This is a genomic window from Agromyces sp. P1_H4 (assembly GCF_056405255.1).
In genome coordinates this window covers 1-5,997 of record NZ_JBFUCL010000238.1, presented here as the reverse complement: position 1 = coordinate 5,997, position 5,997 = coordinate 1, and the positions used below count along the sequence as shown (strand labels likewise).

Below are 5,997 nucleotides of genomic sequence, written 5' to 3'. Positions count from 1 at the left end.
CCACGACGTCGTCGAACGCGCGCGCGGCGCCGAGGCGGTGCTCGGCGAGGCTCGCGGCCGTCACGTCGTGGTGGAACGTCACCGGGAGCCCGAGCGCGGCCACCGCGAGATCGCGGATCGGGGCGTCGCGCCAGCCGAGGTTGCTCGCGAACACCCCGACCCCGCGTTCGGTGTCGACGATGCCGGGCACGAGCAGGCCCGCCGCCATCGGGCGCGCCTCGGGGTGGGCCTCCTGCAGCTCGGCGGCGAGCTCGGCGACCCGGCCGACGACGGCCTCGGCGGTGCGCTCGCCGTCGAGCGGCGTGGGCGTCCGGCGGAGGCCGAGCACCCGCCCGTCGGCGTCGATCAGGGCCGACTTCGTGTCGGTGCCGCCGACGTCGAAGGCGAGCACGACGTCGCCCGGTCCGAGCGGCGCCGCCGCCGCGGCATCCGGGATCGCGGTCATGCGGGTCAGCCCTCGAGGATCACGGAGCGCGTGAGGTTGCGCGGCGAGTCGGGGTCGAGTCCCCGCGCGCGGGCTCGCTCGAGCGCGACGCGCTGGGCGCGCACCAGTTCGGCCATGGGATCGAGCGTGCCGGCTTCGAAATGCGCGCCGGTGGCGGCGACCTCGCCCGCGAGCCCGGCGGGAGCGTCGCCGAAGTGCCACGTGACACGGCCGGGGGCGGCGATCGAGATCGGCCCGTGCCGGTACTCCATGGCGGGGTACGACTCGGTCCACGACTGCGAGGCCTCCCGCATCTTCAGCGCGGCCTCGTGGGCGAGACCGACCGTCCACCCGCGGCCGAGGAAGGTGTACTGCTCCGCCTCGACGAGCGCGGCGTCGAGGTCGGCGGTCACGGCGCGCTCGGCATCGGCCACAGCCGCGTCGAGGTCCTCGCCGAGCGCCGCGCGGAAGAGTGCCAGGGCGGTCGTGGCGAAGCGGGTCTGCACGACCGAGCGCTCGTCGGCGAACGGCAGGGTGACGGCCTCGTCGACGAGCCCGACGAGGGGTGAGGTCGCGTCGCCGATCACGCCGATCGTGGGCACCCGGCCGCGCAGGTGGTCGACGAGTTCGAGCACCTCGGTCGTGGTGCCCGAGCGGGTCAGCGCGACGACCGCGTCGTAGCCGCGATCGACGAAGGCCTCGGATGCCGCGAACGCGTCGGTCTCGCCGTGCCCGCCGGCTTCGCGCAGCCAGGCGTACGACTGCGCGATGAACCACGACGTGCCGCACCCGACGACGGCGATGCGGGCGCCGCGCCGGGGCAGCACCGCCTGCTCGTCGCGGAGGGACGCGGCGCGTGCCCACGTCTCGGGCTGGGACGCGAGCTCGGCTGCCATGTGCGCGCCGGGGGCGGCCTGCGCGGCGGCGGCCGCCTGGGGCGTCGCGGCATCGGTGCCGTGGGTCATGGGTGGTCCTCCGTGTCAGGTCGGCGAGAGCAAACACCATGATTGCAAATGATCGTTCATCCTGTCCAGCGATCATCGCCATGAACGCTTCTCGGAGAACGCACTCCGTATTCCGGCCGGATATCCGCTCGGTAACGATCAGGCAACCGACTCTTGACGGCGCGGCGACTCCTCCGACATCATCGTGACCACACCGTGACTGAAACTGATTGATATTTGCTCATTCTGGTCAGTTCCATGCACGCGGCGGTGAGACCGCCACCCGCACCGGCGCGGCGACCGCGGCGCCCGTGATCCAAGAACAGTGAGGAACCACGTATGAAGAAGTCGCTCCGCTTCGGCGCCGCGATCGCCCTCGCGGCCACCGCTTCGCTCACGCTCGCGTCCTGCGGGTTCGGCGGCGGTTCCGGCTCCGACGACGAGTCCGGTGGCGCGACCACCCTCGACCTGCTCGTCCCGAGCTACTCCGACAACACCCAGGGCCTCTGGGAGGACGTGATTACGGGCTTCGAGAAGGAGAACCCCGACATCAAGGTCAACCTCGAGGTGCAGTCGTGGGACAACCTCGAGTCGGTCATCACCACCAAGATCCAGGGTGGCGAGGCTCCCGACATCTACAACGGCGGCCCCTTCGCCGGCTTCGCGGCCGACGGCCTGCTCTACCCCGCCGAAGAGGTCGTCTCGGCTGACACGTTCAGCGACTTCCAGGACTCGTTCATCGCGAACGCCGAGGTCGACGGCACCGCCTACGCGCTGCCGCTCATCGCGTCGGCTCGTGCGCTGTTCGTCAACAACGCCCTGCTCGAGCAGGCCGGCGTCGCCGCGCCGCCCACCACGTGGGACGAGCTGCTGGACGCGGCCACGAAGATCTCCGCCCTCGGCGGCGGCATCGCGGGCTACGGCATGCCCCTGGGCTCCGAGGAGGCGCAGGCCGAGGCGGCCGTGTGGCTCTGGGGCGGCGGCGGCACGTTCGGCGACGCCACCGAGATCACGGTCGACGACCCGGCGAACCTGCCGGGTGCCGACCAGATCAAGAAGATGATCGACGCGGGCGCGACGCAGGCCGACCCCGGCTCGACCGACCGCTCGCCGCTCATGGACATCTTCATCCAGGGCAAGATCGGCATGCAGGTCGGCCTCCCGCCGACCGTCGGCCAGATCGAGGAGAACAACCCCGACCTCGACTACTCGATCGTCCCGATCCCCACGGAGGACGGCAGCCCCTTCACGCTCGGCGTGATGGACCAGCTCATGGCCTTCCAGAACGACGGCGACAAGCAGGACGCGATCACGAAGTTCCTCGACTACTACTACACGGCCGACGTCTACGTGCCGTGGGTGCAGACCGAGGGCTTCCTGCCGGTCACGAAGTCGGGCGCCGAAGCGCTCGGCGGCGAGGAGGCGCTCGCGCCGTTCCTCGAGGTCCTGCCCGACGCGCAGTTCTACCCGAGCACGAACCCCAAGTGGTCGGCGACGGATGCCGCGTTCAAGGCGCTCTTCGGCCAGATCCAGACCAAGCCCTCCCAGGAGGTCCTGACCGAGATCCAGGCCCAGGTCGACGCGGGCTGAGCCCCGCGACATCCGCTACGAACGCACCACCGGAGGGATCGGTGACCATCGAATCATGAGCACCACGACCGACACGTCATCGTCCCGAGCGGGGGCGGCCACCGGCCGCCCCCGCCCCGGCGGGAGCGACCCGGGCACCGGCAAGCGCAGGAGGAGCGGGCGCGACCTGCTCGCCTCGCTCCCGTGGATCGGGCCGGCCCTCATCCTCATCTTCGGCGTCGTGCTGTTCCCGGCCGTCGTCATGTTCTACAACTCGACGCGCGACATCTCGATCTCGGGCATCGACCACGGCTCGGTCGGCATCGACAACTACGTCGAGGTCTTCTCGTTCCCCTACTTCTGGCCGATCTTCGCGCGCACCATCGTCTGGGTCGTCGTCGTCGTGGCCGCGACCGTGCTCATCTCGCTCGGGCTCGCGCAGATCCTCGACAAGGCGTTCCCCGGGCGCCGCATCGTCCGCCTCGCGGTGATCATCCCGTGGGCGGCATCCGTCGTCATGACGACCCTCGTCGTCTACTACGGACTCGAGCCGTACTTCGGCATCATCAACAAGTTCCTCGTCGACGTCGGCCTCGTCGACACCCCCGAGGGGTACGGCTGGACCCGCAACCCGGCCACGGCGTTCGCCTGGTCGATCGTCGTCGCGGTGTTCGTCTCGCTGCCGTTCACGACCTACACGATCCTCGCCGGACTCGCGACCATCCCGGGCGACGTGCGCGAGGCGGCGAAGATGGACGGCGCCGGGCCCGTGCGCACCTACGTGAGCGTCATCCTGCCGCAGCTGCGCGGCGCCCTGAGCGTGGCCGTGCTGATCAACATCATCAACGTCTTCAACTCGCTGCCGATCCTGAAGGTGATGACCGGGTCCATCCCCGGCTACGACGCCGACACGATCATGACGCTGATCTTCAAGTACATCCAGAACCAGCACAAGGTCGACGTCGCCAGCGCGCTGTCGGTCGTCGCCTTCGTCATCGTGATCGTGATCGTCGCGGTGTACGTGAAGGTCGTCAAGCCCATGCAGGAGGTCTGACCCGTGGCCGTCACCGCCCCCGCGTTCGAGACGATCGACGCGCCCGCGGCATCCGCTCGCCGTCGCCGTTACACCGAAGACCAGGTGCCCATCGGGCGCGTGCTGCTGCGCATGCTCGGCGGCCTCATCGTGCTGGCGATCTTCATCCTCCCGTACACGATGATGTTCTTCGGCTCGGTCAAGACCAAGGCGCAGATCCGCTCGGTGGAGCCCACGTACCTCCCCACGGAGTGGCACTGGGAGAACTACATCAACATGTGGTCCACCCCCGAGACGCCGCTGCCGCAGAACCTCACCTCCACGATCGTGATCGCCGTGTTCGCCACGGTGCTCGTGCTCGGCGTGGCCATGCCCGCGGCGTACTACACGGCGCGGTTCCGGTTCCCGGGCCGCTTCGTGTTCCTCTTCCTGGTGATCGTCACGCAGATGCTGCAGCCGGCGGTGCTCACGTCGGGCCTCTTCCGCCAGTTCGTCACTCTCGGCCTGATCGACACGTGGGCGGCGATGATCCTCATCAACGCGGCGTTCAATCTGTCGTTCGCCGTGTGGATCATGCACTCGTTCTTCGCCGGGGTTCCGAAGGAGATCGACGAGGCCGCGCAGATCGACGGCGCCGGACGACTCACCGTGCTGTTCCGCATTCAGCTGCCGCTCGTCTGGCCGGGCATCGTCACCGCGATCGTGTTCACGTTCGTCGCCTGCTGGAACGAGTTCGCGGCCTCGCTCGTGATCCTCTCCACCGCCGGCAATCAGCCGCTCTCCGTGGCCCTCACGAAGTTCGTCGGGCAGTACGAGACCTCGTGGCACTACGTGTTCGGCGTCTCGATCGTGGCGATCATCCCCGTGGTCATCCTGTTCATGCTCATCGAGAAGCGCCTCGTCGGCGGCCTCACGGCGGGCAGCGTCAAGTAGGGGGCGGATGCCGCGGGCGCCGCAAGCGCAGGAGATTCGCACCAGCGGAGGTCTCCCTTGGCGTATAGGTCCTCCGCCGGCGCATCCGTCCTCCTTGCAGCGAGCTTGGTCGCCGACTCATGCGCCACGATGGAGCCCTTGCGCTACCGCGAGCCTGATCTCGGCCTCGACAGCCGGCCAGTCGAAGAGGATCTGGGCGTAGTCATAGCGGAGGACCGTGTATCCGGCCAGCACGAGGCGACGGTCGTGGGCGATGTCCTCACGTCGCTGCGGTGCCTGGCGGTGGAAGTCGAATCCGTCGACCTGGTACACCAGCCGGTCGCCGATGAGGCCGTCGACTCGGTGCCCGTGGACCCGCACCTGTTGGCGCACGTCGATCCCGACCCGTCGAAGTCGCAGCACCGGAACCGTCTCGATCCCGCTGTCGGAGAGCAGCGAGCACGCCTCGATCAGTGCACGAGGTCGGGGTCCGCGGAGCGGAAGTCGTCGTAGGACGTCGAGGCTGATGCGCTCCTTCCGAATCGCGGACTCCCACACGACCAACGCTCGTTCGAGCGGCTGCCACTGGGCGACCTGCGCCAGGACGTTCGGCATCGGCTCGATCGCCTCGTGGCGATGAGTCGTCACTGGGCCTGCGCCCCAGTGCCGGACGACATTCGGTGCGACGACGCGGCCGGCGTGCGGCGGCACCGACAGATGAAGCCCCTCGTCATCGAACGCCCACAGCCCGAGATGCCGTGCTGCTGAGACGCACGCCAGCCGGACGCCTGCGCCCACGGCGGCGGCAAGTGGCTTCGGCGCTTCACGATGTACGAGCCACGATCGGCGGAGCCGCTTGGCGTCACCCGCCCGCACCGCCGTCTCGATGGCATGCCTGGAGAAGCCCGCTCGCGTCGCATCGACCTGGTGCGCGACGCCTCCATGGCCTCGGAGCCACGACTCGAACGACATCGCGCCAGTCTGATGGGCTCGACAATCCGCCTGCGGCACCCCCCGAAACGGCAGGGGGAGGTGATCAACGCGACGGCGGTGTCGAGGACGAGTCGCGTCAAGCTGCCTGCTCGTGGCGGGAGGAGCTTTGCGCGGACAAAGGT

General features: G+C 69.2%; 6 protein-coding genes. 3 read left to right on the top strand and 3 right to left on the bottom strand.

Annotation, left to right across the window (positions count from 1 at the left end; translation table 11 throughout):
- Nucleotides 1-445: ROK family protein (locus AC1DY2_RS13875; protein ID WP_476762967.1), on the bottom strand; the 445-nt coding region annotated here is incomplete at its 3' end.
- Between the two features lie 5 nt (nt 446-450).
- Entirely contained in the window at nt 451-1,389 is a 939-nt protein-coding gene (locus AC1DY2_RS13870; RefSeq protein ID WP_476762966.1) for an SIS domain-containing protein, read from the bottom strand.
- Nucleotides 1,390-1,707: 318 nt separating this feature from the next.
- Between AC1DY2_RS13870 and AC1DY2_RS13865 the strand changes: the two genes are divergently transcribed.
- Genes AC1DY2_RS13865 through AC1DY2_RS13855 form a run of 3 tightly spaced genes read left to right on the top strand, consistent with a single transcriptional unit; the run spans nt 1,708 to nt 4,903 of the window.
- Nucleotides 1,708-2,958, top strand: a complete 1,251-nt coding sequence (locus tag AC1DY2_RS13865; RefSeq protein ID WP_309977522.1) for an extracellular solute-binding protein — start codon at nt 1,708-1,710, stop codon at nt 2,956-2,958.
- 55 nt (nt 2,959-3,013) lie between these two features.
- On the top strand, nt 3,014-3,991 hold the full coding sequence (locus AC1DY2_RS13860) for a carbohydrate ABC transporter permease (protein ID WP_476762965.1): 978 nt from the start codon (nt 3,014-3,016) through the stop codon (nt 3,989-3,991).
- 3 nt (nt 3,992-3,994) lie between these two features.
- Nucleotides 3,995-4,903 carry a carbohydrate ABC transporter permease gene (locus AC1DY2_RS13855; RefSeq protein WP_476762964.1) on the top strand — a complete coding sequence of 303 codons (909 nt, stop codon included), beginning with the start codon at nt 3,995-3,997 and terminating at the stop codon, nt 4,901-4,903.
- 117 nt (nt 4,904-5,020) lie between these two features.
- Here AC1DY2_RS13855 and AC1DY2_RS13850 read toward each other — a convergent pair whose 3' ends face one another.
- On the bottom strand, nt 5,021-5,497 hold the full coding sequence (locus AC1DY2_RS13850) for an endonuclease domain-containing protein (protein WP_476762963.1): 477 nt from the start codon (nt 5,495-5,497) through the stop codon (nt 5,021-5,023).
- Between the last annotated feature and the right edge of the window lie 500 nt (nt 5,498-5,997).

Bases quoted from the DNA above. Each gene is read 5' to 3' on its own strand.
- AC1DY2_RS13870 (WP_476762966.1), bottom strand. From the start codon at position 1,389: ATGACCCACGGCACCGATGCCGCGACGCCCCAGGCGGCCGCCGCCGCG.
- AC1DY2_RS13865 (WP_309977522.1), top strand. From the start codon at position 1,708: ATGAAGAAGTCGCTCCGCTTCGGCGCCGCGATCGCCCTCGCGGCCACC.
- AC1DY2_RS13860 (WP_476762965.1), top strand. From the start codon at position 3,014: ATGAGCACCACGACCGACACGTCATCGTCCCGAGCGGGGGCGGCCACC.
- AC1DY2_RS13850 (WP_476762963.1), bottom strand. From the start codon at position 5,497: ATGCCGAACGTCCTGGCGCAGGTCGCCCAGTGGCAGCCGCTCGAACGA.